The organism is Rhizobium grahamii, assembly GCF_009498215.1.
Taxonomy (GTDB): Bacteria; Pseudomonadota; Alphaproteobacteria; order Rhizobiales; family Rhizobiaceae; genus Rhizobium; species Rhizobium grahamii_A.
Genome location: NZ_CP043498.1, coordinates 3,418,998 through 3,445,000 on the forward strand (window position 1 = coordinate 3,418,998; position 26,003 = coordinate 3,445,000).

At 60.1% G+C, this 26,003-nt stretch carries 24 protein-coding genes and 2 pseudogenes (1 of these 26 only partly in view); 9 read left to right on the forward strand and 17 right to left on the reverse strand.

Annotation, left to right across the window (positions count from 1 at the left end; genetic code table 11):
- Positions 1-112 precede the first annotated feature (112 nt).
- The 6 genes and pseudogenes from ahcY to FZ934_RS16435 all read right to left on the reverse strand — a co-directional run bounded on the left by ahcY (position 113) and on the right by FZ934_RS16435 (position 5,577).
- Positions 113-1,513 (reverse strand): adenosylhomocysteinase, encoded by a 1,401-nt coding sequence (gene ahcY, locus FZ934_RS16410; RefSeq protein WP_153271940.1) that lies wholly within the window; start codon positions 1,511-1,513, stop codon positions 113-115.
- A gap of 168 nt (positions 1,514-1,681) precedes the next feature.
- Positions 1,682-1,957, reverse strand: a complete 276-nt coding sequence (locus FZ934_RS16415; protein ID WP_016556881.1) for an HPr family phosphocarrier protein — start codon at positions 1,955-1,957, stop codon at positions 1,682-1,684.
- Positions 1,958-1,973: 16 nt separating this feature from the next.
- A complete protein-coding gene (locus tag FZ934_RS16420) occupies positions 1,974-2,375 on the reverse strand; it encodes a PTS sugar transporter subunit IIA (RefSeq protein ID WP_007528763.1) in 402 nt (133 codons plus the stop codon).
- Between the two features lie 152 nt (positions 2,376-2,527).
- Positions 2,528-2,979 (reverse strand): annotated as a pseudogene (locus tag FZ934_RS16425) (HPr kinase/phosphorylase).
- Positions 2,976-4,766 carry a sensor histidine kinase gene (locus tag FZ934_RS16430; protein ID WP_153271941.1) on the reverse strand — a complete coding sequence of 597 codons (1,791 nt, stop codon included), beginning with the start codon at positions 4,764-4,766 and terminating at the stop codon, positions 2,976-2,978. Before FZ934_RS16430 ends, FZ934_RS16425 begins: the two are co-directional and overlap by 4 nt.
- A 79-nt stretch (positions 4,767-4,845) precedes the next feature.
- A complete protein-coding gene (locus tag FZ934_RS16435) occupies positions 4,846-5,577 on the reverse strand; it encodes a response regulator transcription factor (RefSeq protein WP_194273809.1) in 732 nt (243 codons plus the stop codon).
- A 341-nt stretch (positions 5,578-5,918) separates the two neighbouring features.
- On the opposite strand from FZ934_RS16435, the gene FZ934_RS16440 reads away from it, so the two are divergent.
- The 3 genes from FZ934_RS16440 to FZ934_RS16450 all read left to right on the forward strand — a co-directional run bounded on the left by FZ934_RS16440 (position 5,919) and on the right by FZ934_RS16450 (position 8,676).
- A complete protein-coding gene (locus FZ934_RS16440) occupies positions 5,919-7,529 on the forward strand; it encodes a phosphoenolpyruvate carboxykinase (RefSeq protein WP_153271943.1) in 1,611 nt (536 codons plus the stop codon).
- A 99-nt stretch (positions 7,530-7,628) separates the two neighbouring features.
- Entirely contained in the window at positions 7,629-8,063 is a 435-nt protein-coding gene (gene arfB / locus FZ934_RS16445; protein WP_153271944.1) for an alternative ribosome rescue aminoacyl-tRNA hydrolase ArfB, read from the forward strand.
- 1 nt (position 8,064) lies between these two features.
- Positions 8,065-8,676 (forward strand): alpha-ketoglutarate-dependent dioxygenase AlkB family protein, encoded by a 612-nt coding sequence (locus tag FZ934_RS16450; protein ID WP_153271945.1) that lies wholly within the window; start codon positions 8,065-8,067, stop codon positions 8,674-8,676.
- 289 nt (positions 8,677-8,965) lie between these two features.
- Here the strand turns inward: FZ934_RS16450 and coaA are convergent, their stop codons facing one another.
- Genes coaA through hisB form a run of 7 tightly spaced genes read right to left on the reverse strand, consistent with a single transcriptional unit; the run spans position 8,966 to position 13,619 of the window.
- Positions 8,966-9,961, reverse strand: a complete 996-nt coding sequence (coaA, locus tag FZ934_RS16455) for a type I pantothenate kinase (protein ID WP_153271946.1) — start codon at positions 9,959-9,961, stop codon at positions 8,966-8,968.
- Positions 9,958-10,281, reverse strand: a complete 324-nt coding sequence (locus FZ934_RS16460) for a phosphoribosyl-ATP diphosphatase (RefSeq protein WP_153271947.1) — start codon at positions 10,279-10,281, stop codon at positions 9,958-9,960. Before FZ934_RS16460 ends, coaA begins: the two co-directional genes overlap by 4 nt.
- 15 nt (positions 10,282-10,296) lie before the next feature.
- Positions 10,297-11,079 (reverse strand): imidazole glycerol phosphate synthase subunit HisF, encoded by a 783-nt coding sequence (gene hisF / locus FZ934_RS16465; RefSeq protein WP_153271948.1) that lies wholly within the window; start codon positions 11,077-11,079, stop codon positions 10,297-10,299.
- Positions 11,076-11,825 (reverse strand): 1-(5-phosphoribosyl)-5-[(5-phosphoribosylamino)methylideneamino]imidazole-4-carboxamide isomerase, encoded by a 750-nt coding sequence (gene hisA / locus FZ934_RS16470; RefSeq protein WP_153271949.1) that lies wholly within the window; start codon positions 11,823-11,825, stop codon positions 11,076-11,078. The genes hisF and hisA overlap by 4 nt, the downstream gene beginning before the upstream one ends.
- A 25-nt stretch (positions 11,826-11,850) precedes the next feature.
- Entirely contained in the window at positions 11,851-12,501 is a 651-nt protein-coding gene (gene hisH / locus FZ934_RS16475) for an imidazole glycerol phosphate synthase subunit HisH (RefSeq protein ID WP_153271950.1), read from the reverse strand.
- A complete protein-coding gene (locus FZ934_RS16480) occupies positions 12,502-12,987 on the reverse strand; it encodes a DUF2628 domain-containing protein (protein WP_153271951.1) in 486 nt (161 codons plus the stop codon).
- A 23-nt stretch (positions 12,988-13,010) separates the two neighbouring features.
- Positions 13,011-13,619 (reverse strand): imidazoleglycerol-phosphate dehydratase HisB, encoded by a 609-nt coding sequence (gene hisB, locus FZ934_RS16485; protein WP_113359764.1) that lies wholly within the window; start codon positions 13,617-13,619, stop codon positions 13,011-13,013.
- A gap of 179 nt (positions 13,620-13,798) precedes the next feature.
- On the opposite strand from hisB, the gene hslV reads away from it, so the two are divergent.
- The 5 genes from hslV to FZ934_RS16510 all read left to right on the forward strand — a co-directional run bounded on the left by hslV (position 13,799) and on the right by FZ934_RS16510 (position 20,569).
- Positions 13,799-14,323, forward strand: coding sequence for an ATP-dependent protease subunit HslV (gene hslV, locus FZ934_RS16490; protein WP_113359762.1), 525 nt, complete (start codon positions 13,799-13,801; stop codon positions 14,321-14,323).
- A gap of 75 nt (positions 14,324-14,398) precedes the next feature.
- Positions 14,399-15,706 carry an ATP-dependent protease ATPase subunit HslU gene (hslU, locus tag FZ934_RS16495; protein WP_153271952.1) on the forward strand — a complete coding sequence of 436 codons (1,308 nt, stop codon included), beginning with the start codon at positions 14,399-14,401 and terminating at the stop codon, positions 15,704-15,706.
- A 188-nt stretch (positions 15,707-15,894) separates the two neighbouring features.
- On the forward strand, positions 15,895-16,842 hold the full coding sequence (locus FZ934_RS16500; RefSeq protein WP_153271953.1) for a DUF1402 family protein: 948 nt from the start codon (positions 15,895-15,897) through the stop codon (positions 16,840-16,842).
- Positions 16,843-16,893: 51 nt separating this feature from the next.
- Positions 16,894-18,297, forward strand: a complete 1,404-nt coding sequence (locus FZ934_RS16505; protein ID WP_153271954.1) for a cytochrome P450 — start codon at positions 16,894-16,896, stop codon at positions 18,295-18,297.
- 100 nt (positions 18,298-18,397) lie between these two features.
- A complete protein-coding gene (locus FZ934_RS16510; protein ID WP_153271955.1) occupies positions 18,398-20,569 on the forward strand; it encodes a malate synthase G in 2,172 nt (723 codons plus the stop codon).
- A 77-nt stretch (positions 20,570-20,646) separates the two neighbouring features.
- Here the strand turns inward: FZ934_RS16510 and FZ934_RS16515 are convergent, their stop codons facing one another.
- A complete protein-coding gene (locus FZ934_RS16515; RefSeq protein ID WP_153271956.1) occupies positions 20,647-21,339 on the reverse strand; it encodes a L,D-transpeptidase in 693 nt (230 codons plus the stop codon).
- Between the two features lie 181 nt (positions 21,340-21,520).
- Here FZ934_RS16515 and FZ934_RS16520 point away from each other — a divergent pair, with 181 nt between their 5' ends.
- Positions 21,521-22,015: an MmcB family DNA repair protein gene (locus FZ934_RS16520; protein ID WP_153271957.1), complete on the forward strand. Its 495-nt coding sequence runs from the start codon at positions 21,521-21,523 to the stop codon at positions 22,013-22,015.
- A gap of 9 nt (positions 22,016-22,024) precedes the next feature.
- Here FZ934_RS16520 and FZ934_RS16525 read toward each other — a convergent pair whose 3' ends face one another.
- The 3 genes and pseudogenes from FZ934_RS16525 to hrpB form a co-directional block, all read right to left on the reverse strand.
- Complete coding sequence (locus FZ934_RS16525; RefSeq protein WP_113359751.1) at positions 22,025-22,600, reverse strand: ActR/PrrA/RegA family redox response regulator transcription factor; 576 nt, start codon at positions 22,598-22,600, stop codon at positions 22,025-22,027.
- 60 nt (positions 22,601-22,660) lie between these two features.
- A complete protein-coding gene (locus FZ934_RS16530) occupies positions 22,661-23,971 on the reverse strand; it encodes an ActS/PrrB/RegB family redox-sensitive histidine kinase (RefSeq protein WP_153271958.1) in 1,311 nt (436 codons plus the stop codon).
- A 25-nt stretch (positions 23,972-23,996) separates the two neighbouring features.
- Positions 23,997-26,003 (reverse strand): annotated as a pseudogene (gene hrpB / locus FZ934_RS16535) (ATP-dependent helicase HrpB); it runs 449 nt beyond the window's last position.

The window sequence follows — 26,003 nt, forward strand, 5'->3', positions numbered from 1 at the left end:
TGTTAAAACAATACTTCGGAAGGGAATCGGCGGAAAGGTGTGTGCTAAAAAATAAGAGCGCTCCATTTGTCAATGAGGCGCTCTCTAGATGTTGTGGATATCGATCCGGGGATCAATATCTGTAGTGGTCAGACTTGAACGGGCCCTGCGGCGTCACGCCGATATAGGATGCCTGCTCCTCAGAAAGCTGCGTCAGCTTTACGCCGAGCTTCTCGAGATGGAGGCGCGCGACCTTCTCGTCGAGGTGCTTCGGCAGGATGTAGACCTGGTTTTGGTACTGGCCGGGCTTGGTGAAGAGCTCGATCTGCGCCAGCGTCTGGTTCGTGAACGAAGCAGACATCACGAAGGACGGATGGCCCGTTGCGTTGCCGAGGTTCAGCAGGCGGCCTTCCGAGAGCAGGATGATGCGGTTGCCCTTCGGGAACTCGATCAGGTCGACCTGCGGCTTGATGTTGGTCCACTTCAGGTTACGTAGGGCAGCGACTTCGATTTCGTTGTCGAAGTGGCCAATGTTGCCGACGATCGCCATGTCCTTCATCGCGCGCATGTGGTCGATGCGGATGACGTCCTTGTTGCCGGTCGTGGTGATAAATATGTCGGCGGAAGACACGACGTCTTCGAGCGTGACGACTTCGAAGCCGTCCATGGCTGCCTGCAGCGCGCAGATCGGATCGACTTCCGTAACCTTGACGCGGGCGCCGGCGCCCTGAAGCGAGGCAGCTGAGCCCTTGCCGACGTCGCCGTAACCGCAGACGACGGCAACCTTGCCCGCCATCATCACGTCGGTACCGCGGCGGATGCCGTCAACCAGCGATTCCTTGCAGCCGTACTTGTTGTCGAACTTCGACTTGGTGACCGAGTCGTTGACGTTGATCGCCGGGAAGGGAAGCAAGCCCTTCTGGCTGAGCTGGTAGAGACGGTTCACGCCTGTGGTGGTTTCTTCGGTCACGCCCTTGATCGCGTCACGCTGCTTGGTGAACCAGCCGGGCGTTGCCGCGAGGCGCTTCTTGATCTGTGCGAAGAGGATTTCTTCTTCTTCCGAATGCGGGTTCGACAGCACGTCTTCGCCAGCTTCGGCGCGGGCGCCGAGCAGGATGTACATGGTGGCGTCGCCGCCATCGTCGAGGATCATGTTGGAGAAGCCGCCATCGGCCCACTGGAAGATCTTGTCGGTGTAGACCCAGTAGTCATGCAGCGACTCGCCCTTGATGGCGAAAACCGGAACGCCGGAAGCGGCGATCGCGGCAGCGGCATGGTCCTGTGTAGAGAAGATGTTGCACGATGCCCAACGGACTTCAGCGCCGAGTGCGACCAGCGTCTCGATGAGAACGGCCGTCTGGATCGTCATGTGCAGCGAGCCGGTGATGCGCGCGCCCTTGAGAGGCTTCGACGCGCCGAATTCTTCACGGCAGGACATCAGGCCCGGCATTTCGGTTTCAGCGATCGTGATTTCCTTGCGACCGAAGTCCGCGAGGCCGATATCGGCGACGACGTAATCTTTTTCAGTGCTCATTGGGTTTTCTCCAGGCTGAAAAGCGGCTCAAAATTCAAAGGCGCACAAAGGGCGCGGCATGCGTCCACGCAGTCTGCGCGGCGATGAAAGGCCGTTTAGCAGGCTTCTGCGGTGAAGGCAATAATGATATAAAGAAGTCTTTATATGTTTATATGAGCCGTCAGGCTCTTACATTTCCTCGCCGAAGCGATTTTGGATCAGCTCATCGAGAGCATCCAGGGCCTGTGCGGCCTGATTGCCGCTGGCGGAAATGAGAACGCTGGAACCGGGGCTTGCCGCCAGCATCATCAATCCCATGATTGAGGTTCCCCCGACCGTCATTCCGTCTTTCGAAACGGTGATGGCAGCATCGAAATTCTCGACCAGCTGAACGAACTTCGCAGAGGCGCGTGCGTGCAGGCCGCGCTTGTTGATGATCAGTATTTCTCGGGAGAGTGCAGTCATGGGCGCAGTGTGCTCACTATTTGCCGCTGAGAACGCGGCTCGCGACATTGATGTATTTCCGTCCGGCTTCGGAAGCCTCGACGAGCGCCTTTTCCATGTTGTTTTCGCCGCGCACACCGGCGAGCTTGATCAGCATTGGCAGGTTCATACCGGCAATCACTTCCGTGTGGCCGCTGCTCATGACAGAGATTGCGAGGTTGGAGGGAGTGCCACCGAACATGTCTGTCAGAATGACGACACCATGGCCGTCGTCGGCACGGGACACTGCTTCCAGAATATCTTGTCGCCTTTGGTCCATGTCGTCTTCGGGACCGATACAGACCGTTTCGATGAATTTCTGAGGACCGACGACGTGTTCGACCGCATGACGAAACTCTTCAGCCAGCTTGCCATGAGTGACAAGCACAAGTCCGATCATGATATTACTGCTCCTAGTGGCGTATGCAAACGATGGGCCCAATATCGCAACGCAGCAATCGCGTCCACCGTGGGGCACATCTTGGCGATGAAAAGCGGAAGTGCAAGACAAAAATACGACTTTATTGCTTGGATTTGCCGTTTTCGCAGGCACTATCGGCCGATTTCGGGCACCTTTGCCATCAGGATAGCCAGCGGCAGAGGTACGTTCGGCAACAACCTGATGGCCGGCAGATCGATGCCGTCTGAAAGCTGCGTAGACTCGTTGTCGGGGGCAGACGATGCTTGCCCGTGGGGCTGCCTGGAAGCACCGCATAGTGCATGGCGGCCTGAACTGCAAAGGGAACGCGAACAATGCCTGTGCCGCGTAATTCGATCATGCCCTGGATCGACGGCGGGCATTCAGCGATCACTGCGCCATCCTGTTTCGAGATGAACACCTGATCGTCGGCGACGAGAAGGGCAGGGATGCCGACCCGCTGCGCCTCGGTGATGCAGGTGAAGGCCAGCATCGACTTGCCCCAGCCGGAAGGTCCCGTGAACAGAATGCCCGTTTTGCCGATGACGATGGCCGTTGCGTGGATATTCGTGCGCGGATCCGTCATGCGGCTGCGGCGGCCGGCAGAGCGAGGATGAAGCGCGCGCCGGTCACTTTCTCGGTTTCCGCATCGATGATGTTCTCGGCGCGCAGCGAACCGCCGTGGGCTTCGGCAATCTGGCGGCTGATCGACAGGCCAAGGCCGGAATTCTGCCCGAAGCCTTCCGATTCAGGTCGATCGGTGTAGAAGCGCTCGAAAATCCGGTCGATATTTTCAGCCAAGATGCCCGGGCCGTTGTCTTCGACATAGACGATGCAGCGCGAGCGTGTTCTCACCAACCGTACGGTGATCTTGCCCTCAGGCTCAGGCACGAAAGAGCGGGCGTTTTCGATGAGGTTTGTGACAATCTGGCCGATCCGCAGATCATGGCCGTTGACCACGAAGCGCGTCTTCACACCTGGTTTCCGCTCGATCGCAAACTCGATCTGCACTTCTTTTTTGCGGTTGCGGATCTGTCGCGAGACGTCGACCAGGTCACGCAGCAGGATCTCGAGGTCGACCGATCGCGCGTCGACACGCGCCAGCTCGGCATCGAGGCGGGAGGCATCCGATATGTCGCTGATCAACCTGTCCAGACGACGGACGTCGTGCTGAATGACATCGAGAAGCCGCTTCTTGGAATCGTCTGTTTTCGCGAGCGGCAGCGTTTCGACAGCGCTGCGGAGCGATGTCAGTGGGTTCTTCAGCTCGTGACTGACATCGGCGGCGAAACTCTCGATGGCATCGATGCGATCATACAGCGCCGTCGTCATTTCGCGCAAGGCTATGGAAAGGTTGCCGATTTCGTCCTGACGGGCGGAGAAATCAGGAATTTCCTCACGCTCCTTCGCGCCGCGACGCACGCGGATCGCGGCAGCCGAAAGACGACGCAACGGATTGGCGATCGTCGAGGAGAGCACAAGGGACAGAAGAACGTTGACGAGCGTCGCCACCCCGAACACCCGCATGATACCGAGGCGCTCCGCGTGAACGATGTTGTCGATATCACCGGCCTGGGTCGATAGCAGCAGTACGCCGAGGACGGCGCGGAAACGCTGGATCGGCACTGCGACCGAGACGATAAGCTCGCCCTTCTCGGTGGTGCGGACCACGGCGCCGCGTACACCGGTCAGCGCGTTCATAACCTCGGGATAGATCGAGCCGTCGCCGCCGGGGGCTTCCTTGTAGAGCGGCAGATTTCCAGGCTGCAGGATCTTGTTGAAGATCGTCGTGAACCACTGGCCCCAGGTCTGCTCCTCGTCATCGACAGGGGGGAGGTCGAAACGCAAGACCTGACCGCGAGAATAGAGATGCCGGGAATCGAGCAGCAGATTGGCATCGGCATCAAAGATGCGCGCGCGGGTTCTCGTCGGCGAGATCAGTCGGCGCAAAACCGGGGCGACTTTCTCCGGATTGATCGGGAATTCCAGATCCTCATCGTTCGGAACCGGGGTAATGCTCTGGCCGGCCTGAAGTTCGAGGAGCTTCTCGGGATCGATGGTGATGGAGTTGGTGTCGACAGAGGCCGATGCCGAAACCGCACCGGCGATGATTTCGCCCTGCGTGAGCAGGCTTTCGACGCGCGCATCGATCAGCCCCTCGCGGAACTGATTGAGATAGAGAATCCCGCCAACGAGAACGACGAGTGCCGCGAGATTGAAGAAGAGGATGCGGCGCGTCAGGCTCGAGAAGACGGCGTTGCCGAAGATCCGGCGGATGATCGTGAAGGGATGCGACCAGCGTCGTCCCCTGACGCGGCGGCCACTTACGCCTTCCGCGTCATCAAGATCTCTTTCCTGCACCAACTGTGCCAACGACAGGCCCTTTCGGAGAGCGGACCGCTTTCGCGGTCATCAGCTCTCGACAATTCTCACATGCCGCGCCGCGCGGGCGTCAGGCTGCTTCGCGGAAGCGGTACCCCACTCCGTAGAGCGTTTCAATCATATCAAAGTCGGTGTCGACCATCTTGAATTTCTTGCGCAGCCGCTTGATGTGGCTGTCGATGGTGCGGTCGTCGACATAGACCTGCTCGTCATAGGCCGCATCCATCAATGCGTCACGGCTTTTGACGACGCCTGGACGCTGGGCCAGCGAATGCAGGATGAGGAATTCGGTAACGGTCAGCGTCACCGGCTCACCCTTCCAGGTGCAGGTATGGCGTTCCTGGTCCATGACCAGCTGGCCGCGTTCCAGAGAGCGTGCGAGCTGTTGTGCGGTGCCGGGCTTGGGAGCCACGCCGCCGGCCGCGGCCGCAGCCTCGCGGCTCGATGCGCGGCGAAGCACAGCGCGTACACGCTCGACAAGCAGGCGCTGCGAGAACGGCTTGGTGATAAAGTCGTCGGCACCCATCTTCAGGCCGAAGAGTTCATCGATCTCCTCGTCCTTGGAGGTCAGGAAGATCACTGGGATATCGGACTTCTGTCGCAGGCGGCGCAGGAGTTCCATGCCGTCCATACGCGGCATCTTGATATCGAAGATGGCAAGCTGCGGCGGACGAGCGAGAAGACCATCAAGGGCGGAAGCGCCGTCCGTGTAAGTCTCGACCTTATATCCTTCAGCCTCGAGTGCAATCGATACCGAGGTGAGGATGTTGCGGTCGTCATCAACGAGCGCGATTGTCGGCATGGTATTCGTCTCCGTCATCTATGCGCGTCTCCAGGAATTTTGAAGGTCCCCCAGGCGGCCTTTCTGAACCGGATGCGCTTATGGGGATAAAGGTGGAACAAATTGTGGCAAAGATAAAGGGCGAGATTGTCGCAAAGTTTTGATGACAATCTAGGGCTGTATGTGTGGTTTTGCCTGCGAGGATGAATTCAAACGATTTAAAAATAGGCGGGAAAATTTAAATCGATTAATAGTTTGATATTGCTGCATTTTATCAATTTTGGTGTATTGCGTTTTAAAAAATCAACCCGTACGGTCACCCCAGTTCTTAACGGCACGAGCCTCAAGGGAAGGGAAAGACCATGGAGCTGTTCGGAGTCCACAACCCGGCGATAGAGCTGGCGACGATCGGTTTGGGGAGCGCAAACAGCGTTCGCTATAACTTTACGGCCGCCTCCCTCTATGAAGAATCGATTCGCCGGGGCGAGGCTCAGCTGACCGCCCATGGTGCCTTGCGCGCACTGACCGGCCAGCACACCGGCCGCTCGCCGCGCGACAAGTTTGTCGTTCGCGATGGCAATACCGACGACCAGATCTGGTGGGATAACAACAAGCCGATGTCGCCGCAGCACTTCGCGCTGCTGAAGCAGGACATGCTCGCGCACGCCGCCGGCAAGGACCTGTTCGTTCAGGATCTCATCGGGGGCGCTGACGAAAACAATGCCTTGCCGACGCGCGTCGTGACCGAACTTGCCTGGCATTCGCTGTTCATTCGGAACCTGCTGATCCGTCCCGAGGCCTCGGCGCTTGGGACATTCGCTCCGAAACTGACGATCATCAACCTGCCGACGTTCAAGGCAGATCCGGAACGCTACGGCTGCCGCACCGAAACCGTCATTGCTTGCGACCTGACGAACGGCGAAGTGCTGATCGCCGGCACATTCTACGCCGGCGAGATGAAGAAGTCGGTCTTCACCGTTCTGAATTACCTGCTTCCCGCAAAGGGCGTCATGCCGATGCACTGCTCGGCCAACGTCGGCCCTGATGGCGACGCGGCGGTTTTCTTCGGTCTCTCGGGCACCGGCAAGACGACGCTTTCGGCAGATCCGGCTCGCACGCTGATCGGCGACGACGAGCACGGCTGGGGTGAGGACGGCATTTTCAACTTCGAAGGTGGCTGCTACGCCAAGACCATCCGCCTGTCGGCAGAAGCCGAGCCGGAGATCTACGCGACGACGCAGCGCTTCGGCACCGTCCTCGAAAACGTTGTCCTGAACGACCAGCGCGAACCCGACTTCAACGACGGCTCGCTGACCGAAAACACGCGTTGCGCATACCCGCTGGACTTCATTCCAAACGCCTCGAAGAGCGGTCTTGCCGGGCATCCGAAGACGATCATCATGCTGACGGCCGATGCGTTCGGTGTCATGCCGCCGATCGCCAAGCTGACGCCGGATCAGGCGATGTACCACTTCCTGTCCGGCTACACCGCGAAGGTGGCAGGCACCGAGCGGGGCGTGACCGAGCCGGAAGCGACCTTCTCGACCTGCTTCGGCGCACCCTTCATGCCGCGGCATCCGTCGGAATACGGAAACCTGCTGAAGGATCTCATCGGTCGTCACGGCGTCGAGTGCTGGCTTGTCAACACCGGCTGGACGGGTGGAGCTTATGGCGCCGGCAAGCGCATGCCGATCAAGGCAACCCGCACGCTGCTCGCCGCAGCGCTCTCCGGTGATCTTGGCAAGGCCGACTTCCGCGTCGATCCGAATTTCGGCTTCGCGGTTCCGGTCGCAGTGCCGGGTGTCGAGACAGCCATTCTTGATCCGCGTTCGACGTGGCAGGATCCGGTTGCCTATGACGCACAGGCAAGCAAGCTTGTGGCGATGTTCATCGAGAACTTCGCCAAGTTTGAGAGCCACGTCGACGGCGGGGTGCGCGATGCGGCCCCTGGGTTTCGCGTCGCAGCTGAGTAAATCAGCGACAACTGATTGATGATTCACGTGAAACCCGGCTGTATCAGCCGGGTTTCTTTGTCTGTTCCCAAGGACCTGCCGATGTGAGATAGAAATCGCATGGCCAGCGACCCGCTCTATATAAATGATCGAATCACTATTGCCGGATGGGAGCTGACGGAGCAGTTCGTGCTGGCGGGCGGTCCGGGCGGGCAGAACGTCAACAAGGTTTCGACGGCGGTCCAACTCTTCTTCAATATTCCGAACTCACCATCCCTGAATGAGCGCGTGAAGGCGAGTGCGGTCAAGCTTTCCGGCAAGCGCCTTTCGAAAGAAGGCGTGCTGATGATCGAGGCAAGCCGCTTTCGCAGCCAGGATCGCAACCGCGAAGACGCGCGCGAGCGGCTTAAGGAGCTGATTCTGGAAGCCGCAAAACCGCCGCCGCCGCCACGCAAGAAAACCAAGCCCACCAAGGGATCGATCGAACGCCGGCTCAAGGCGAAGTCGGGCCGGTCGGAGGTAAAGAAGATGCGCGGGCGACCGCTCGGAGATTGATATGCTGAAGCTGCCGAACGGCGTCAGTCATCGTCCTGATTATCTGGATCGGCCACGGCAGCAGGCACTGGTTGATATCATCCGGTCGATCGTGGCCGAGGCGCCGCTGTTCGTGCCCGTCATGCCCGGCACCGGCAAGCCGATGTCGGTTCGCATGACGAATTGCGGTCCGCTCGGCTGGGTCACCGACAAGGAGCGCGGCTACCGCTACCAGTCGATGCATCCCATGTCAGGCAAGCCCTGGCCTGATATCCCCGTGGAACTGCTGGAAATCTGGAACGATGTCTCCGGCTACGACAAGCCGCCGCAGGCCTGCCTCGTCAACTTCTATTCCGACGAGGCGCGCATGGGTTTGCATCAGGACAAGGACGAGCAGGATCTCGCGGCGCCTGTTGTGTCTATCTCGCTTGGCAATAGCTGTCTGTTTCGCGTCGGCGGCCTTGCGCGCAACGACCGGACGCTCTCCTTCAAGCTCTCAAGCGGTGATGTCGTTGTCTTGGGAGCCGAGGGGCGCCTTTGTTTCCACGGCGTCGACAAGATCTATCCGTCGACATCGACGCTGCTGAAGAACGGCGGCCGCATCAATCTCACACTTCGCCGGGTAACGGCCTAGAGCCTTTCTGGGTTATCTTGAACCATTCTGCCGGAGCAGGTTTTCGACAGGGCAAAGGCGATTGGCGAAGGCATACCCCTTGGTACGTCCGAGCCGATCGCCTTTGATCCTTGGCGGAAAGATGCCCGGCCCTAGCTAGTTTGCAAGCAAACCAACGGGGTTGGCTGAAACGGGCTGCCTGATCGACCGGTCGGCTTAGTCGTATGCGTTGGCTACGACGCGCGCCGGCCGGTCGACCATTCAACTCCGTTTGAGCCAACATAATGGTTCAATATAACCCGGAAAGGCTCTAGAGCTTTCTCAGCGCAACTTGTTCGATCAGGTGGTTGTTCCCCTTGCGCAGGATCAGGTCGGCACGCGGACGCGTCGGCAGGATGTTTTCGCGCAGGTTCTTCAGGTTGATGTTTTCCCAGAGGCCTTCCGCGATCGTCAGCGCATCTTCCTCGCTGATAGAGGCGTAGCGGTGGAAGAAGGAGTGCGGATCGCGGAACGCTGTTTCACGCAGTCGCATGAAGCGCGTCACATACCAGTCGTGAATCCGGCTTTCGTCCGCATCGATGTAGATCGAGAAGTCGAAGAAGTCGGACACCATCGGCACGATCTTGCCGCCGGCCGGCAGGTCGCGCGACTGCAGGACATTGATACCCTCGAAGATGAGAATATCCGGCCGGTCAACGATCTTGTATTCGTTGGGCAGGACATCGTAAACCAGATGCGAATAGGAGGGGGCTTTGACGTTCGGCTGGCCCGCCTTGATCGCTGCCAGAAAGCGTAAGATCGCACCTGTATCGTAGCTCTCGGGAAAACCCTTGCGCTGCATCAGGTTTTCACGCTGCAGCACGGCGTTCGGATGCAGGAAGCCGTCGGTCGTAACGAGATCCACCTTCGGGCTGGATGGCCAGCGCGTCAAAAGTTCCTTCAGGATACGGGCCGTGGTCGATTTACCGACGGCAACCGAACCCGCGATGCCGATCACGAACGGCGTCTTTGCCACGTCGGAGAGGCTCAGGAATCGGTTGCGCTGTTCGAAAAGCAGCTGCGACGATTCCACATGCGCCGAGAGGAGGCGCGAGAGCGAGAGATAGATCCGCCGTACTTCATCGAGATCTATCGGGTCGCCCATGGAGCGCAGCCGTTTGACCTCGTCGCTTTTCAGGGTGAGCGGCGTGTCCGCACGGAAATGCGCCCATTCCTCGGAAGAAAAGAAGTGATAGGGCGAATAGGCATTCGCCTGAAAGTGATCGAGCGTCTCTGGCGCTCCGATGAGCTGTCTTGCGATACTCATGAACTTTGCCGGCTCGCCTTTTCTTTCAGGCCGGATTGAGCGGTACGGCGCTCAAGCTCCGCCATGACACTTTGCAACGGAATGCCCGCGACCTTCAATACGACCAATAGGTGATAGAGAAGGTCGGCGGCTTCATAGGTGAGGTTCTCTCGATCGTCGGTGATCGCGGCCATCACGGCCTCGATCGCCTCTTCGCCGAGCTTCTTCGCGGCTTTCGGCTGACCTGATGCAACGAGTTTTGCCGTCCAGGATTCGTCCGGGGAGGCCTTCGACCTGCTATCGACGATCTTTTCGAGGTCGGCGAGGGTAAATTCGCTCATGATTCTGCGTCCCTCTCAGTCCAGGCGCATGTCGATGCCGCAAGACGACATATAGCGCTTCGCTTCGCCGACGGAATAGGTGCCGAAGTGGAAGATCGAAGCGGCCAACACAGCGTTGGCATGTCCCTGCTTGACGCCCGCCACGAGATCATCGAGATCGCCGACGCCACCCGAGGCAATGACCGGCACCCGAACCGAATCCGCAATGGCGCGCGTCAGTTCGAGATCGTAGCCGACTTTTGTTCCGTCCCGGTCCATCGAGGTTACAAGCAGTTCGCCAGCGCCGCGTTCGACCATCTTCCGGGCGAAATCCACGGCGTCGATGCCAGTCGCGTTGCGGCCGCCATGTGTGTAGATCTCCCAGGCGCTGACGTTGCCCTGCGCGGGCGTGGTCCGGCGCTTGGCGTCGATCGACACAACGATGCACTGATCGCCGAACTTGTCGGCGGCTTCGGCAACGAAATCGGGGTTGTTCACCGCCGCTGAATTGATCGATACCTTGTCCGCGCCACAGAGAAGCAGCTTGCGGATATCAGCGATGGTGCGAACACCACCGCCGACGGTTACGGGCATGAAGCATTGCTCGGCCGTACGTGCGACGACATCGAAGATCGTTTCGCGATTGTCCGAAGACGCGGTGATGTCGAGGAAGCAGAGTTCATCGGCGCCGGCGGCATCGTAAGCCTTGGCAGCCTCGACCGGATCTCCGGCATCGATGAGGTTGACGAAGTTGACGCCCTTGACGACGCGACCGTCCTTGACGTCGAGACAGGGAATGACACGAGCCTTCAAGGTCATTGTGCAGTCTCCTTCGCGCGTGCGGCCGAAATCAGCGCCAGCGCTGCTGCCGGGTCGATGCGTCCATCATAGAGCGCGCGACCGGAAATCGCACCCTCAAGCTTGCGTGCATCCGGTTCGAGCATCCGTTTCACGTCCTCGATCGAAGCAAGGCCACCCGATGCGATGACCGGGATCGACACGGCCTCGGCAAGCTCGAGCGTCGATGCCCAGTTGATACCGGCGAGGATGCCGTCACGGTCGATGTCGGTGTAGATGATCGCGGCAACGCCGGCGCCTTCAAACTTCTTCGCAAGTTCAATAACACCAAGCTCCGAAGCCTTTGCCCAACCCTCGACAGCAACCTTGCCGCCCTTGGCGTCGATGCCGACGGCAACACGACCGGGAAACGTCTTGCACGCCTCGATCACCAGCGCCGGATCGCGCACGGCGATCGTCCCGAGAATGACGCGGGCGAGGCCACGCGACAACCAGCTTTCGATATGGTCGAGTGTGCGAATGCCGCCGCCAAGCTGAACGGGGTTCTTCGTCGCCTTCAGGATCGCATCGACAGCCGAGCCATTGACGCTTTCGCCGGCGAAAGCGCCGTTCAGATCAACGACGTGCAGCCATTCGAAGCCTTGATCTTCAAAGGCCTTTGCCTGGGCGCCGGGATCGGGATTGTAGACGGTCGCCTGTTCCATATCGCCGAGCTTGAGGCGAACGCACTGGCCATCCTTGAGATCGATTGCAGGAAATAGGATCATTTGTCAGTCCTTGCAGTGCGCGAGCTCAGGGCTTCCAGCGCAGGAAATTGGCAATCAGGGCGAGACCGAGCTTCTGGCTCTTTTCAGGATGGAACTGAGCTCCGGCCATGTTGTCGCGCCCGACGAAAGCGGTGATCGGGCCGCCGTAGTCGGCCGTTGCGATCACGTCACCGGGGTTCTTCGCCGCCAGATGGTAGGAATGAACGAAATAGGCATGCAGCCCGTTCGGTCCGGTCGGAATGCCATCGAAAAGCGGGTGAGGAGACTTCAGGTCCAGCGTATTCCAGCCGATCTGTGGGATCTTCAGGTTGGCATCATCGGGCGTCATTTCAACGACATCGCCGGGAATCCAGCCGAAGCCATCGGTGACGGTCTTCTCAAGACCGCGCGACGACATCAGCTGCATGCCGACGCAGATGCCGAGGAAAGGCCGGGCTTTATTCTGCACCACATCGATCAGCACCTCTGACATGCCGGGAACGGCATCGAGCCCGCGTCGGCAGTCGGCATAGGCGCCAACACCTGGCAACACGACGCGATCAGCGGCTGCCACGGTTTCCGCGTTATCCGTCAGCTCGATTGCGGCATCGATGCCGGCTTCCCGCGCAGCGCGTTCGAAGGCCTTCGTTGCCGAACGTAGATTGCCGGAGCCGTAGTCTATAATTGCGACGCGCATTCAGCGCCCTCCATCAAAACCAAAGAGACCGAGCGAAGTGGCGTTGCCGCGTCGCGGCGCATGGGATGCAGGATCCCATTGCGGCGAGGGCGCCGGACAGCTGTCGCCTGCATCGGTCTGGACATTCGAAAAGTAGATTTCTTCCGCGGTCTCAAGCGAGTCGGCCGAAACGAGATCGGCTTCGCCCCAGCCTTTCGCGAGCAGATTACGGGCGCGCAAATTCTGACCTTCAAGCGCTACCAGCAGACTGGTGCCGAAGGTGATTGCGATGCCGACTGGCCATAGGTCGGTCCGGTCGGCCAGCGCGCCGCCCAGGGTTTGCAGGAGAAATGCCGCAATGGCGTAGAGCCACAGGCGATGGACGGCGAGCCATATCCAGGGAAAGAGAAAACCGAGCAAGGTAAAGCCGTCGCGAATGAAGCGCGTCTTCTCGTGGTCAGTGTCCGTTCCGCCAGGCGCAGTCAGAACCAGATAGCTGGAAGTCATATCGTCAAGCTCCCTCAGGGGGCTCAGACGAGCGTGCCCTTCGTCGAGGGAACACGGCCCGCCTGTCTCGGATCGATCTCTGTCGCCGTACGCAGCGCGCGGGCAACGGCCTTGAAGCACGTCTCTGCAATATGGTGGTTGTTGGCACCATAATGGTTGAGAATATGCAAGGTGATGCCGGCGTTCTGGGCAAGCGCCTGGAAGAATTCGCGAACGAGCTCGGTGTCGAACGTGCCGATCTTCGGCGCGCTGAAGGCGACGTTCCAGACGAGGAACGGACGACCGGAGAGATCGACGGCTGCCTTCGTCATCGTCTCGTCCATCGCAAGGTCGATCGAGGCATAGCGCGTGATGCCGCGGCGGTCGCCGAGCGCCTTGGCAATCGCCTGGCCGATCGCGATGCCCGTGTCTTCGACCGCGTGGTGATCGTCGACGTGCAGATCGCCCTTGGTGTCGATCTCCATGTCGATGAGCGAATGTCGTGACAGTTGGTCGAGCATATGGTCGAAGAAGCCGACGCCCGTCGAGATTTTCGACTTTCCGGTACCGTCGAGATTGACGGAAACCGAAACTGAAGTCTCGTTCGTCTTGCGGGACACTGCGCCCGTGCGGCTTGCTGCGGTCTCGGCCATATGGCTGCTCCATCAGGAAATACGCGGGTTCCTTATCAGGCAAGCCGTGAAATATCCAGAACCGCAGCGGCAGAAAAAGACGCCATTTGCAATCGCCATTCACGCACTTACATAGGGCTCGACAGGGTCGGCGTTCGGCCCGGCGCAACAAGCCCGGCAGACGGGCAAAGGTATAGCAGATGACAACGATTGTTACAGTTCGAAAGGGCGGCAAGGTCATCATGGCCGGCGACGGTCAGGTGAGCCTCGGCCAGACCGTGATGAAAGGCAACGCCCGCAAGGTGCGGCGCATCGGCAAGGGCGAGGTTATCGCCGGTTTCGCAGGCGCCACCGCGGATGCCTTCACGCTTCTCGAACGTCTCGAAAAGAAGCTCGAACAATATCCGGGCCAGCTGATGCGCGCTGCCGTCGAGCTTGCCAAGGATTGGCGCACGGACAAGTATCTTCGCAACCTCGAAGCCATGATGCTCGTCGCCGACAAGCAGGTGACGCTTGCGATAACGGGCAATGGTGATGTTCTCGAGCCCGAACACGGCGCCATGGCGATCGGCTCTGGCGGCAATTTTGCGCTCGCTGCGGCCCGCGCCTTGATGGATACCGACAAGTCGGCCGAGGAGATCGCGCGTCGAGCGCTCGATATTGCCGCTGATATCTGCGTCTACACCAACCACAATCTCGTGGTCGAAACGCTGGATGCGGAATAACGTCAATCTTTGAACATGGGTCCCGTGGGCCGGGCCGAGAACGGCCGGCCGCAACGGGAAAGCCAAGAGGATATCATGACCAATTTTTCACCCCGGGAAATCGTCTCCGAGTTGGACCGTCACATCATCGGCCAGCATGACGCCAAGCGCGCCGTCGCGATCGCGCTGCGCAACCGCTGGCGCCGCCAGCAGCTCGATGAGAGCCTGCGCGACGAAGTGATGCCCAAGAACATCCTGATGATCGGCCCGACCGGCGTCGGCAAGACGGAAATCTCCCGTCGCCTCGCCAAGCTCGCAGGCGCCCCTTTCATCAAGGTTGAAGCCACGAAGTTCACCGAAGTCGGCTATGTCGGCCGTGATGTCGAGCAGATCATCCGTGACCTCGTCGAGGTTGGCATTGGTCTCGCTCGCGAAAAGAAGCGGAGCGAAGTCCAGGCCAAGGCGCACATGAGTGCGGAGGAACGCGTTCTCGACGCGCTCGTCGGTGCCACGTCGTCGCCGGCAACCCGCGACAGCTTCCGCAAGAAGCTGCGCAGTGGCGAGCTTGATGACAAGGAAATCGATATCGAGATCGCCGATACCGCCACAGGCATGGGCGGTTTCGATATTCCCGGCATGCAGGGCGGCAATATCGGCGTGCTCAATCTCTCCGAAATGTTCGGCAAGGCGATGGGCGGCCGCACCAAGAAGGTCCGCACGACGGTCAAGGCGTCTTATACGGACCTGATCCGCGACGAATCCGACAAGCTGATCGACAACGAAGTCATTCAGCGTGAGGCGATCCGGGCTGTCGAGAATGACGGCATCGTCTTCCTCGACGAGATCGACAAGATCGCCGCTCGCGATGGTGGCATGGGCGCCGGCGTTTCGCGCGAAGGCGTGCAGCGCGACCTGCTTCCGCTGGTCGAAGGCACGACGGTGTCGACGAAGTACGGCCCGGTGAAGACGGATCATGTGCTTTTCATTGCGTCCGGTGCTTTCCATGTCTCCAAGCCGTCCGATCTGCTGCCGGAACTCCAGGGCCGTTTGCCGATCCGTGTCGAGCTGCGTCCGCTCACCAAGGAAGATTTCCGCCGTATCCTGACGGAAACCGAGGCGAGCCTTATCAGGCAATACAAGGCACTGATGGAGACGGAAGGCCTCGGCCTCGAATTCACCGACGACGGTATCGATGCTCTGGCGGATGTCGCCGTGCACCTGAACTCCTCGGTCGAGAACATCGGCGCCCGACGCCTGCAGACCGTGATGGAGCGTGTGCTGGACGAAATCTCGTTCAACGCGCCGGATCGTGGCGGCTCAAGCGTCACAATCGACGCCGAATACGTGCGCAAGCATGTCGGCGATCTGGCGCAAAACACCGATCTGTCACGTTTCATCCTGTGATGAACAAGCATCGGGGCGCGTCTTACTGATGTGATCCCGCGATTTTGACAGCTTCAACTCTCGACAGCGGGCCTTTTACTTTTTAGTGAAGGGCCCGTTTTGTTGTCAGCGCCAGCATTATTCGGCCAAGATTGTGGTCCAGTCAGCGCGCTTCGCGACATTGCCATGAAACGATGGGAACGCTGATCGTGCGACGTTTTCTGACAAGCCTCTTGATTGCCGCTGCCGTGCTGACGTCGGTACCCGCCTTCGCCATGCAGGTGGTGCCGCCAGGCAACCGTCACGCGGAGCAGCCGGATATTCCGGGCGCCTCGGTTCGCCGCACCAAGGGCACGAAGAGCACGTTCGATCGCAAGTACGACAAGGTGCATGACCTCCTGGCGTCGGATCACGAGCTGATGGCCAAGATCAGGAAGGTTTCGGCCGCTTACGGCATCGATCCGATCCATGTAATCGGCGCAATCGTCGGCGAGCATACCTACAATGTCGATGCTTATGACCGCCTGCAGTCCTACTATGTTAAGGCGGCATCCTATGCTGGCGAGAGCTTCCGCTTCGCCTACAGCGGCGAAGACGTGGATGATTTCATCAAGCGGCCACAGTTTGCGGAATGCAACGGCAAGAGCGACTCCTATACATTGTGGAGCTGCCGCGAGGACGTCTGGGAAAGTGATTTCCGCGGCAAGACTGTTGACGGCAAGAGCTACCCGAACAATCGCTTCAGTGCGGTTTTCTTCCAGCCCTTCTACGCCGGCCAGACCTTCGGGCTCGGTCAGATCAACCCTCTGACGGCCCTGATGCTGACTGATCTGGTATCCAAGGTTTCGGGCTACGAGAAGCTGAACGAGAAGGACGCCGGCTCCGTCTACAAGGCGATCATGCAGCCGGATATCTCGCTCGCCTTTGTCGCCGCCTCCATCCGCCGGTCGATCGACGATTACAAGCAGATCGCCGGCATGGATATCTCCAAGAACCCCGGATTGACGGCGACGCTCTACAATGTTGGCAACTCGCGACAGCGTGCCGCGGCCCTTGCCGCGAAGAACCGCGCTTCCGGGGAAACCGTCTGGCCGGAAGAAAACTATTACGGCTGGCTGGTCAACGACAAGCTGGACGAGTTGGAGCGCTTGCCCTAGCTTTCGCCTTGCCGGGAGGGCTTATTTCTCCTGTGAAAAGGCTGAGTTCTGATGGACATGCGTCCAGATCCTTTCGTACCGCCCGCACCCGTGCCCCGCACGGTGCCGCCCAGCCGGCTCGAGATCATTCGCACCATTCTGCGCAACCCGCTCGAGCTCTGGGGCGAGCCGTCCTATACGTTGCCGTGGATTCAGACGCGCTTCTTTCGCGAAAGAACGCTGATCGTCAATGATCCCGGCTTGATCCGTCACGTACTGGTCGACAATGCCGCCAACTACCGGATGTCGGATATTCGCCAGCTCATCTTGCGCCCGATCCTTCGCGACGGGCTGCTGACGGCGGAAGGAGATGTGTGGAAACGCTCCCGCAAGGCCGTAGCGCCGGTTTTCACGCCGCGCCACGCGAACGGCTTTGCCGGGCAAATGCTCCGGCAGTCTCAGGACTATGCGCGCAAGTACGAAGCTGATGGCAGCGACGGCAAAGTCTTCGAGATTGCTGCTGACATGACGGAACTGACCTTCGCCATGCTCGCCGACACGCTCTTCTCCGGCGAGATCGTCACCTCCTCCGACAGCTTTGCCGACGACGTTAATGCGCTTCTGCACAGGATGGGGCGCGTCGACCCGATGGACCTCTTGCGCGCGCCATCATGGATTCCGCGCGTCACGCGCATCGGCGGGCAGAAGGTGCTCGACAAGTTCCGCAACATTGTCCGGGAGACCATGGACGCCCGCCTTGCACGCATGCGCGCCGATCGCGCTACCGCTCCCGAAGATTTCCTGACCCTCCTTCTGGAACAGGCCGAGAGCGGAGGGCTGACGAACGACGAGATCGAAGACAATATTCTGACCTTCATCGGCGCCGGCCACGAGACGACGGCGCGGGCTCTCGCCTGGACGCTTTATTGCGTCGCGAACACGCCTGCTATCCGCGAGGCGATGGAGGAGGAGATCGACCGTGTCCTGGCTCAGGAGGTTGAGCCAGTGAAGTGGCTCGACCTGATGCCCTACACGCGCGCCGCTTTCGAAGAGGCGCTTCGGCTCTATCCACCGGCACCGTCGATCAACCGCGCCGCCATCGCCGCCGATCGCTGGACCAACGCCAAAGGCGAGACGGTGGAAATTGAGGCCGGCGTCACTGTCCTTATCATGCCATGGACGCTGCATCGCCACGAACTCTATTGGGACAAGCCGCGCGCATACATGCCGGAGCGGTTCCTGCCGGAAAATCGCGGCAACATCGGCCGTTTCCAGTTCCTGCCGTTCGGTGCCGGCCCGCGCGTCTGCATCGGCGCGACCTTCGCGCTACAGGAGGCCGTTATCGCTCTCGCCGTCCTGATGCACCGTTTCCGCTTCGACATGACCGACCAGACCAATCCCTGGCCGGTGCAGAAACTGACGACGCAGCCGCAAAACGGCCTGCCAATGCGCGTCACGCCGAGATGTGTTCCTTAATGGACATAAATCTTTAGAACTATTGCTTAATTGACTATGAATGAAAGCCGGGCAAAGTGGCAGCATGTGAAAAGCCCGCGTGGGTCTGAGGAGATATGGAATGAGCCGCATCGATAAAAACGGTCTTGCTGTTGAAGCCGTCCTTCACGATTTTCTGGTTAAGGAAGCGCTGCCCGGCTTGAAGATCGATGCCGAAAAGTTCTTTGCCGATTTCTCGGCCATCGTCCACGATCTGGCGCCGCGCAATCGCGAGTTGCTCGCAAAGCGCGATGCACTCCAGCTTCGCATCGACGACTGGTACCGCCAGCATGGTGCACCGACCGATATGGAAGCCTATCAGGCGTTTCTGCGCGACATCGGCTATATCCTGCCGGAAGGTTCGGATTTCCAGGTCACGACGACGAACGTCGATCCTGAGATCGCCTCGATCGCCGGCCCTCAGCTTGTCGTTCCCGTCATGAATGCGCGCTACGCGCTGAACGCCGCCAACGCCCGCTGGGGCTCGCTCTATGACGCGCTCTACGGCACGGATGCGATTCCCGAGACCGACGGCGCCGAGAAGGGCAAGGGTTACAATTCGAAGCGCGGCGAAAAGGTCATTGCCTGGGCTCGCGATTTCCTGGACACGGCGGCGCCGCTTGACGGCTGGAGCTGGAAGGACGTCGCGGCGTTTGCGGTTCAGGACGGTACGCTTGCCGTCACCTCGACCGATGGTGAGCGGGTTTCGCTAGCTGATCCCGCGCACTTTGCCGGCTATCAGGGCAACGCTTCCGCACCGACGCACATCCTGTTGAAGAACAACGGCATCCACGTCGACATTGTCATCGATGCCTCGACTGCGATTGGCAAGAGCGACCCGGCCCACATTTCCGACGTCTGGCTGGAATCGGCCATCACGACGATCATGGATTGCGAAGACTCGATCGCTGCGGTCGATGCCGAGGACAAGGTCGTCGTCTATCGCAATTGGCTCGGCCTCATGAAGGGCGACCTCCAGGAGGAAGTCTCGAAGGGCGGCTCGAGTTTCATTCGCAAACTCAATCCCGATCTTCAGTACAACGATGCATCGGGTGCGTCGTTTGAAGTGCATCGCCGCTCGCTTATGCTGGTTCGCAACGTCGGCCACCTGATGACGAATCCGGCTATCCTTGATCGCGACGGCAATGAAGTGCCTGAAGGGATCATGGACGCGATGATCACTGGGATGATCGCACTCTACGACGTCGGCCCGAATGGCCGCCGCAAGAATTCCCGCACCGGTTCGGTCTATGTGGTCAAGCCGAAGATGCACGGTCCCGAGGAAGTGGCATTCGCCGCCGAGATCTTCTCGCGCGTTGAAGATGCCCTCGGCATGGCGCGCAACACGATCAAGATGGGCATCATGGACGAGGAACGGCGCACGACCGTTAACCTCAAGGAATGCATCCGCGGCGCCCGCGAACGCGTCGTCTTCATCAACACCGGCTTCCTGGACCGCACCGGCGACGAGATCCATACTTCGATGGAAGCCGGGCCGATGATTCGCAAGGGCGACATGAAGCAGGCTGCCTGGATCGCAGCCTACGAGAACTGGAACGTCGATATCGGTCTCGAATGCGGCCTTTCCGGTCATGCGCAGATCGGCAAAGGCATGTGGGCAATGCCGGATCTGATGGCGGCAATGCTGGAACAGAAGATCGCCCACCCGAAGGCCGGCGCCAATACCGCCTGGGTTCCGTCGCCGACCGCCGCTACGCTTCACGCCACCCATTATCACCGCGTCAATGTCGCCCGCGTCCAGCAGGGCCTGAAGGATCGCGCCCGCGCCAAGCTCTCCGACATCCTTTCGGTGCCGGTCGCAATACGGCCGAATTGGACGCCGGAGGAAATCCAGCGCGAACTCGACAACAATGCCCAGGGCATTCTGGGCTACGTCGTTCGTTGGGTCGACCACGGCGTTGGTTGCTCCAAGGTTCCTGACATCAACAATGTCGGCCTGATGGAGGATCGTGCGACGTTGCGCATCTCCGCCCAGCATATGGCCAACTGGCTGCATCACAAAGTGACAAGCGAAGAGCAGGTCGTCGAGACAATGAAGCGTATGGCCGCGATCGTCGACCAGCAGAATGCATCCGACCCAGCCTACGCGCCGATGGCGGCCGACTTCAACGGTTCGATCGCTTTCCAGGCGGCGCTCGATCTTGTCTTGAAGGGCAGGGCGCAGCCGAACGGCTATACGGAGCCGGTCCTGCATCGCCGTCGTCTGGAACTAAAGGCCAAAGCATCGGCGTGATTGCCGAACACGCAAAAGAAAAGGCCGCCGGGACGAAAGCTCCGGCGGCCTTTTTTATAACGAATTTGGCGTCCAGCTTACTGGATAACGACGACCTTGGACGTGTTCTTGCCCGGGCGAACGCGGTTGTAGAGGTCGATGACGTCCTGGTTCATAAGGCGAATGCAGCCCGAGGAAGCGGCCGTGCCGATCGAAGCCCATTCCGGCGTGCCGTGCAGGCGGAACAGGGTGTCCTTGCCTTCTTCGTTGAAGAGGTACATGGCGCGCGCGCCGAGCGGGTTGGTCAGACCGGGGCCCATGCCTTCTTCGACGTACTTGGCAACTTCAGGCTTGCGCTCTGCCATTTCCTTCGGCGGGTGCCAGGTCGGCCATTCCTGCTTCCAGGCAACGTAGGCCGTACCGGCCCAGGCGAAGCCCTGCTTGCCGACGCCGATGCCGTAGCGCATCGCCTTGCCGCCTGGCAGGATGTAGTAAAGGAAACGCTCGCGCGTGTTGACGATGATCGTCCCCGGGCGTTCCGTGGTTTCGTAGGAGACAACCTGCCGGCGGAACTGCGGCTTGACCTTCTGGATCGGGATCGCCGGAAGCGAGTAGCCCGCATCCGTCGTGACACCGTAGGCATCATCGAAGATCTGCGCCGTCTGAACGGTCGGTCCTGCGGCGACAGCATCCTTGTTTTCGACGGAGGCGCTTTCGGAAGTCGTGGAGCAACCGGCCAGAGCGAGCGTCGCCATCAGGCCGAATACAGGAAGTGCATTGCGGATGCGCATGGATGTCTCTTAGTAATGGGGCAAGGGAGGATCGTTCTTCTGAACCATCTTTGATTATGGTTTATTTTCGATTAACTTTGCCTTTGCAAGCTGTTGCAGTGCGGCAGAGCGAATACGCAACGGCAAACTAGAACCGCATGGTTTTTTTGCAACAACAGCCGCTATCTCCCCACGGTTATCCATGACGATTTTGAGTGTTTACAATAACAATCCGTTAATCGACGGCCGGCAATCGGACAGGGCCATGCTGGTGCGTCGTGGAACGCAGATTCTACTTCATGAAATGCGTCATGCTGTTCTTCCCGAACTGCCGCTCGCCAGCGGCCGGCGTGCCGATCTGATCACCCTTTCCGAGAAAGGCGAGATCTGGATCATCGAGATCAAGACGTCGATCGAAGATTTCCGCGTCGACCGCAAGTGGCCCGAGTATAGGCAGCACTGCGACCGGCTTTTCTTCGCCACCCACAAGGATGTGCCGCTGGATATCTTCCCTGAGGAGTGCGGTCTCTTCCTCTCAGATGGCTACGGCGCACATATGCTGCGCGAGGCGCCCGAGCACCGGCTGCCCCCCGCGACGCGAAAAGCGGTAACGCTGAGCTTCTCGCGCGCAGCCGCCCAGCGCCTGCTCATGGCCGAATGGGCCAATGGCAAGCCTTTCGACGTCGACGAGATCTGACAGTGCTGGTTATTTCGGCGCGCGTTTGGCAAGGATTCGCTGAAGCGTGCGTCGATGCATGTTCAGCCGCCGTGCGGTTTCGGAAACATTGCGCTCGCACATTTCATAAACCCGCTGGATATGTTCCCAACGAACGCGATCGGCCGACATCGGGTTCTCAGGCAGCTCAGCCTTCTCGCCGGCGCGCTGCGTCAATGCCGCGTAGACATCATCAGCATCCGCCGGCTTGGCCAGATAGTCCACCGCGCCGAGTTTGACCGCTGTTACGGCCGTCGCGATATTACCGTAACCGGTCAGGACGATGATTCGAGTGTCGTCACGGCGCTGCCGGATAGCCTCGATGACATCGAGGCCGTTGCCGTCGCCAAGCCGCAAATCGACGACGGCATATTTCGGCGGATGACTCTTCGATTTGGCGACGCCTTCCGAAACGGATTCCGCGGTCTCCACCCGAAAGCCACGCGCTTCCATGGCGCGTGCGAGCCGGCGAAGGAACGGGCCGTCGTCGTCCACGATCAACAGGCTGGCATCGGGACCGATGTGATCCTCGTTTGCAGTGGAAGTATCGTGGTCCGGTTCGCTCATCATCTCAACCCTAATGCTGCCCGCCTTATTATGTCGCAGTCTTTAAGTAGGCCGATACAGTTATTTTGTCGAATGTGCATCAATGAGCATGCGCGGCCATTCGACACGCACGCGGGCGCCGGCGCCCTGTGGAGCGCGATTCTCGAAAATCAGCAACGCGCCTGAGCGTTCCAGAAGCGTCTTCGCGATGAACAGGCCGAGGCCGAGACCGCCGGCACGATCCTCTCTCTGTCTTTTCGTTACATAAGGCTCGCCGATCCTCGTCAGAATATCCGGTGAATACCCGTCGCCGTCGTCTTCCACGGTGATTCGCACGCTCCGCTGATTGTGCTCGACCGTGACTGTCACCTTGTCTCGCGCATAGTCGACGGCGTTTTCGATGAGATTGCCGAGCCCATACATAATGCCTGCATTGCGGTCAGTGACCGGCTCGCCCTTTCGAGAGTTCTTTTCGACAAGCTCCAGCTTGATCCCGAATTCGCGATGGGGCGCGACGATTTCCTCCATCATCGAGGAGAGCGGCAAGCGCCGCAGATGCGCGTCACCTTCCGCCGAAAGCGTTGCAAGCCGTCTTAGAATGTCACGGCAACGCTCGCTTTGGCTGCGGAGCAACTGCACGTCCTCGCGGAACCGTTCGTCGTCCTTCAGCTCTCGCTCCATCTCCTTGGCAACGACGCTGATGGTGGCAAGCGGCGTTCCAAGCTCATGCGCGGCTGCAGCGGCAAGGCCGTCGAGCTGGGAAAGATGCTTCTCCCGCTGCAGCACCAACTCCGTTGCCGCAAGCGCGTCGGCGAGCTGGCTCGCCTCCATCGAAACCCGGTAGGCATAGAATGCCGCGAAAGCCATGGTCGAGGCGATCGAACACCAGACGCCGAACTGCATGACATTATGGACATTGATCTCGACGCCGTCGAACCAGGGGAGCGGGAAGGGCGAGAAGGCGAGAATGGTGATGCAGACCATCGCGACCAGGATCAAGGCGGTGCTGTAGCGAATCGGCTGCGAGGCGAAGGAGATGATTACGGGAACACAGACGAGGGCTGCGAACGGATTGGCAAGTCCGCCCGTAATGAAGAGCAACGCACAAAGCTGCAAGAGATCGAAGCCGAGAAGAACGAACGCAGCGCCAGGATCGATACGATGTGTCGGCGGATACCGGATCATCAGGTAGAAGTTGACGATGGCGAGCGCCGCAATCAGGGTCGCGCTTGCGAGGAGCGGCAACGGAAACTTCAGCCAGAAGGCAACGACGAAGACGGTCAGCGCCTGCCCCCCGACCGCCAGCCACCGTAGCCGGATCAGTGTTTGAAGCCGGAGCCTTCTGCTGCGATGCCTGCCGTCATCGGTCAGGCTTTCGACGTCATCGACCATAATCTTGTCCTTGCCGCTTTTCGGCTCATGTACCACGCGGCTTAGCCCTTGTCGTCGGCAGTGCTTCTTCCGGGCGCTCCGGCCAGGGATGCCTCGGATAGCGGCCCCGCATGTCGGCACGCACATCCTTCCACGATCCGGCCCAGAAGCCCGGCAGATCCTGTGTCGTCTGGATCGGCCGATGCGCTGGTGATGTCAGCTCGAGCAGCAGCGGCAGACGTCCACCGGCGATCGACGGATGCTGCCTGAGGCCGAAAAGCTCCTGGACACGGATCGTCAGTGTCGGCTCTTCGCCATCATACTGGATCGGATGCCGCTGGCCCGTCGGTGCTTCGAAATGCGTCGGCGCGAGACGGGCAAGGTCTCGCTGCAACTCATGTGGTATCAGTGCAATCAGGCCGTTCGACAGACCGGAGGCCGAAATGTCCGAGATCCCCGCGCGTCGCTCTGATAGGGAACGAACCATTCGTCCAGACGCGACAGCAACGCCTCGTCGCTCACATCAGGCCACGGTTCGCCGATGCCGCGATGAAGAAAGCCGATACGTTCGCGGAGCTGAAGCGCTTCTTTCGAAAAGGGAAGCTGTTCCAGCCCCAACTCGCGCACGCCTTCCGCCAGCGCGCGCGTCACCGCCTCACCTGTCGGCCGGGGAAGGGGTGCTTCGTCAAATACGATCGCGCCAAGTCGTGTGGCCCGTCTCGCCCTGACTTGGCGGCTTTGTCGGTCGAAGAACGTCTGCTCGCCGGTCGATATGGCGCCCGGCAATTCGGCATCCACCTCGGCGCGCGAGATTTCCGCCGCCGCCAGAATGCGTGCCTGGGCCGCCCGTCCGGTGAGGTCCGCGATGACAAGCATCTGGCTTGCAGCAAGCCGCTCGGTCTCCGGCAATTCCGCGCCGCGCCCGTTCGCCATGAGAAAGCGGCCGCGTGCGCCACGTTGAAGCGCGATGCGATCAGGAAAGGCATGCAGCAGCAGCCGGCCAGTGTGGCTGGGCTCAGTCGAGGTAACAGCATCGAGACCGCTGGCAAGGCGCGAAGCGAGCTGACGGGCGCCCTCGGCGCGCTCGCCGCGCTCCGACCGGAAGCGCCGCGCTCTTTCTTCAATATCGATACTGGTTCCGCCGAGACCCTGCTCGGTCAAAAGCACGGCAAGCCTCGCCGCCTCTTTCGCATGCCCGGTCTCGCCGGCTGAAATGACCATGGCAGCAAGACGTGGCGGCAGCGCAAGCTCGCGCATCGTCTTTCCACGCGCTGCGAGAGCACCCTCCTTGTCGAGTGCGCCGAGCTGGCGCAGCAGCGCGCGCGCCTCCGAAAGTGTCGTCTCCGGTGGCTGGTCCACGAAAGACAGCAACCCGGCGTCCTGAACGCCCCAATGCGCGAGGTCGAGGACGAGGCCGGAAAGATCGCTGGAGAGAATCTGCGGCGGTGTGAAAGCGGGCAGGGCAGCAGTCTGCCCCTGATGCCAAAGCCGGATTGCAATCCCTGGCTCGGTTCTCCCGGCGCGCCCGGCACGCTGGTCGGCCGAAGCACGGGAGACCCGCACGGTCTCCAGCCGGGTAATGCCGGTTGCGGCCTCGAACACCGGAAGCCGCTGCAAGCCGCTATCGATGACGATCCGCACGCCGTCGATGGTGATCGACGTCTCGGCAATCGAGGTCGCGAGCACGATCTTGCGGGTACCGGTTGCGGCCGGCCGTATGGCTGCATCCTGCTCTCTCTGCGTGAGGTTGCCATAGAGCGGCGTGATGATGGTGTCCGGTCCGAAACGCCCTTCGAGCCGCTCGGCCGTCCGCTTAATCTCTGCCTGCCCCGGCAGGAAGGCCAGGATCGAACCCTGTTCACTCGCATGCGCATCGACGATCGCGCGCGTCATGGTCTCTTCGATGCGCTCACCGCCAGGCCGGTCCTGATATCGGATATCGATCGGAAAGCTGCGTCCCATGCTCTCTATGACAGGCGGCTCGCCAAGCAGCGTCGCGACCTTCGCGACGTCGAGCGTCGCCGACATGACGAGGATACGAAGATCGTCGCGC

Coding starts and splice junctions, on each gene's coding strand:
- FZ934_RS16440 (WP_153271943.1), top strand. CDS start 5,919: ATGGAGCTGTTCGGAGTCCACAACCCGGCGATAGAGCTGGCGACGATC.
- FZ934_RS16505 (WP_153271954.1), top strand. CDS start 16,894: ATGGACATGCGTCCAGATCCTTTCGTACCGCCCGCACCCGTGCCCCGC.
- FZ934_RS16510 (WP_153271955.1), top strand. CDS start 18,398: ATGAGCCGCATCGATAAAAACGGTCTTGCTGTTGAAGCCGTCCTTCAC.
- FZ934_RS16450 (WP_153271945.1), top strand. CDS start 8,065: ATGCTGAAGCTGCCGAACGGCGTCAGTCATCGTCCTGATTATCTGGAT.
- FZ934_RS16435 (WP_194273809.1), bottom strand. CDS start 5,577: ATGCCGACAATCGCGCTCGTTGATGACGACCGCAACATCCTCACCTCG.
- FZ934_RS16420 (WP_007528763.1), bottom strand. CDS start 2,375: ATGATCGGACTTGTGCTTGTCACTCATGGCAAGCTGGCTGAAGAGTTT.
- FZ934_RS16525 (WP_113359751.1), bottom strand. CDS start 22,600: ATGAGCGAACCGGACCACGATACTTCCACTGCAAACGAGGATCACATC.
- arfB (WP_153271944.1), top strand. CDS start 7,629: ATGGCCAGCGACCCGCTCTATATAAATGATCGAATCACTATTGCCGGA.
- hisB (WP_113359764.1), bottom strand. CDS start 13,619: ATGGCCGAGACCGCAGCAAGCCGCACGGGCGCAGTGTCCCGCAAGACG.
- hslV (WP_113359762.1), top strand. CDS start 13,799: ATGACAACGATTGTTACAGTTCGAAAGGGCGGCAAGGTCATCATGGCC.
- coaA (WP_153271946.1), bottom strand. CDS start 9,961: ATGAGTATCGCAAGACAGCTCATCGGAGCGCCAGAGACGCTCGATCAC.
- FZ934_RS16515 (WP_153271956.1), bottom strand. CDS start 21,339: ATGCGCATCCGCAATGCACTTCCTGTATTCGGCCTGATGGCGACGCTC.
- ahcY (WP_153271940.1), bottom strand. CDS start 1,513: ATGAGCACTGAAAAAGATTACGTCGTCGCCGATATCGGCCTCGCGGAC.
- FZ934_RS16530 (WP_153271958.1), bottom strand. CDS start 23,971: ATGGTCGATGACGTCGAAAGCCTGACCGATGACGGCAGGCATCGCAGC.
- FZ934_RS16480 (WP_153271951.1), bottom strand. CDS start 12,987: ATGACTTCCAGCTATCTGGTTCTGACTGCGCCTGGCGGAACGGACACT.
- hisH (WP_153271950.1), bottom strand. CDS start 12,501: ATGCGCGTCGCAATTATAGACTACGGCTCCGGCAATCTACGTTCGGCA.
- FZ934_RS16460 (WP_153271947.1), bottom strand. CDS start 10,281: ATGAGCGAATTTACCCTCGCCGACCTCGAAAAGATCGTCGATAGCAGG.
- hslU (WP_153271952.1), top strand. CDS start 14,399: ATGACCAATTTTTCACCCCGGGAAATCGTCTCCGAGTTGGACCGTCAC.
- hisA (WP_153271949.1), bottom strand. CDS start 11,825: ATGATCCTATTTCCTGCAATCGATCTCAAGGATGGCCAGTGCGTTCGC.
- hisF (WP_153271948.1), bottom strand. CDS start 11,079: ATGACCTTGAAGGCTCGTGTCATTCCCTGTCTCGACGTCAAGGACGGT.
- FZ934_RS16415 (WP_016556881.1), bottom strand. CDS start 1,957: ATGACTGCACTCTCCCGAGAAATACTGATCATCAACAAGCGCGGCCTG.
- FZ934_RS16520 (WP_153271957.1), top strand. CDS start 21,521: ATGACGATTTTGAGTGTTTACAATAACAATCCGTTAATCGACGGCCGG.